This is a genomic window from uncultured Thiodictyon sp. (assembly GCF_903828115.1).
GTDB lineage: Bacteria > Pseudomonadota > Gammaproteobacteria > Chromatiales > Chromatiaceae > Thiodictyon.
Genome location: NZ_CAIKKU010000059.1, coordinates 1 through 2,639 on the forward strand (window position 1 = coordinate 1; position 2,639 = coordinate 2,639).

The window sequence follows — 2,639 nt, forward strand, 5'->3', positions numbered from 1 at the left end:
CAGGCCAGGATGGCCTGACTACGCACTTTACCGGTAAAGCCTCGACCTCCGGTTGGGGGCGCATCCACCACCCGGAGGTCGAGGCTTCAGCCGGACCCATGCCCATGGCCCCTCACCCGCGGCTGCCCGGGCGCGGCGCCCGTCCGGCAGCATCACTGCTCTCCAAGATTGCCATAATTCCACCATCGGCCGCCCCCGGCCATTGCTAGAATGCCGAGGACACCAGCCCCGTTCACTCACCGCGACAGGGAGCCCTCCATGAGCGCCAGTAATCTCCAGCCGATCCCAGACGACGACGAGGACCTCGAGCCCCTGCCGGAGGCAGGACCGACCCTGGAGGAGGTGCGCCTCGACGACCCGGCGCTCTATCTCAACCGGGAACTGACCTGGCTCGCCTTCAACGCGCGCGTGCTGCACGAGGCGGACGACCCGCGCAACCTGCTCCTGGAGCGGGTGAAGTTCCTAGCGATCGTCAGCAACAATCTCGATGAGTTCTTCATGAAGCGCATCGGCGGGCTCAAGCAGCAGATCGGCGCCGGGGTGCATACCCCGAGCGTGGATGGGCGCACCCCCAGCGAGCAGCTCCGGGTCTGTCAGACGCGGGTGCGCGAGATGCATGTGGAGCAGAAGCGCATCTTCGACGCGCTGATGGTGCTGCTGGCCGCGCGCGGCATCGGGGTGGTGAAGGTGAATGACCTGACACCGGATGCCCAGGGGCGTCTGCGCGAGCACTTCCGCGCCAACATCTTCCCGATGCTGACCCCGCTGGCGATGGACCCGGCCCACCCCTTCCCCTTCATCTCCAACCTGGCCCTGAACCTGCTGGTGACCCTGCGCTACCCGGGCGGCAACGAGTCCTATATGGCGCGGATCAAGGTGCCGGTGAGCCGGGATGTGTCCAAGCGGCTGATCCCGCTCGATGGCACCAACACCTTCGTAACCCTGGAGGATCTGATCGGCGCCAACCTGGACATGCTCTTCCCGGGCATGGCGATCGAGTCCGCGGAACTGTTCCGCGTCACCCGCAATGCCATCGTGGAGGCGGACATCGAGGCCGCCAATGACCTGCTGGAGATGATCGAGACGGAGCTGCGGGAGCGTCACTTCGCCCCCATCGTGCGGCTCGAGGTCCAGGAAGGCATCGACCCGGTCCACCGCGGCATGTTGGCGGCGGAACTGGGCCTCAATGAGGAGCAGGACGTCATCGAGGTCAAGGGGATGATGCAGTTGCGCGATCTCTTCGAGATCACGGGGCTCGATTTCCCGGATCTGAAGGACGCGCCCCACCGCCCGGTGGACCACCCGCTGCTCGCCAATGACCGGCGCAATATCTTCCATATCATCCGTGAAAACGGCCCCATCCTGCTCCAGCACCCCTACCAGCCCTTCAGTACCACGGTGGAGCGCTTTCTGCGCACCGCCGCGGAGGACCCCAAGGTGCTGGCGATCAAAATGACCCTCTATCGCACCTCGGCCGGGGCCATCCTGGATTCACTGATCGAGGCCGCCCGCAACGGTAAGCAGGTGGCGGTGCTGGTGGAACTGCAGGCGCGCTTCGACGAGGCGGCCAATATCGGCTGGGCGCGGCGCCTGGAGGCCGAGGGCATCCATGTCAATTACGGGGTGCTGGGGCTCAAGACCCACAGCAAGCTGATCTTCGTGGTCCGCCGGGACTATTCGCAACTGCGCCGCTATTACCACATCGGCACCGGCAACTATCACCCGGGCACCGCCAAGCTCTATACGGATCTCGGGATGCTGGGGTGCGACGAGGGCATCGGCCAGGACCTGACCGAGCTGTTCAATTACCTCACCGGCTATTCACCGCCGCCCAGCTATCGCAAGATCCTGGCCGCCCCCTATAACCTGAAGCGCGGGATCATCGAGAAGATCAATCGCGAGATCGAGCATCAGCGGCGCGACGGCTCGGGGCAGATTCAGATGAAGATGAATGCCCTGGAGGACGTGGAGATCACCCGCGCACTCTACCGCGCGACGCGCGCCGGGGTGCGGGTGGATCTCATCATCCGCGACACCTGCCGACTGCGCCCCGGGCTGCCCGGGATCAGCGAGAGCGCGCGGGTGATCAGCATCGTCGGGCGCTTCCTGGAACACGGGCGCATCATGTATTTCAGGAACGGCGGCGATGAGGAGTATTTCATCGGCTCGGCGGACATGATGGGCCGCAACCTGGACAGTCGGGTCGAGGTCCACGCCCCGGTGGAGAACCCGGAACTGCGCCAGGAACTGCGGCTGATCCTGGACGTGCAGTTCGGAGACCAGCGCTCCGCCTGGGAGATGGACGCCGGGGGTACCTACACCCAGCGCGTCTCGACCGACGACAAGGCCAAGGGCGCCCAAGAGACCCTGATGGTGGTCGCTGAGAAGCGCCTGGCCGCTGCCGGCAAGCACAAGGAAAAGAAGATCCGGTCCCGGCTGCTGAGCCACTTCCAGTGGCGGCTGCGGGGGAAGGACTAGACCGAGGCCGTGCCGTGAAAGTCGCGCAGCGACGCTGTGGGAGCGGCCTGCGGCCGCGACGGGGCCTCGCAAACTGCCCCAGCGTCACGGCTTACCGCGGCGTCGCGGCGCGGCTAACGGCCATGGCGCCCGCGCCACCCCGACAGATGAAAGTTGCGGGC

The 2,639-nt window shown here is 65.8% G+C and carries 2 protein-coding genes; both read left to right on the forward strand.

Annotated features, from left to right (window positions below; all coding sequences use genetic code 11):
• A partial coding sequence (locus QZY48_RS02110) for a hypothetical protein (RefSeq protein ID WP_295427069.1) occupies window positions 1–209 on the forward strand: 209 nt, incomplete at its 5' end.
• A 49-nt stretch (window positions 210–258) separates the two neighbouring features.
• Window positions 259–2,478: a polyphosphate kinase 1 gene (gene ppk1 / locus QZY48_RS02115; protein ID WP_295427072.1), complete on the forward strand. Its 2,220-nt coding sequence runs from the start codon at window positions 259–261 to the stop codon at window positions 2,476–2,478.
• Window positions 2,479–2,639 lie beyond the last annotated feature (161 nt).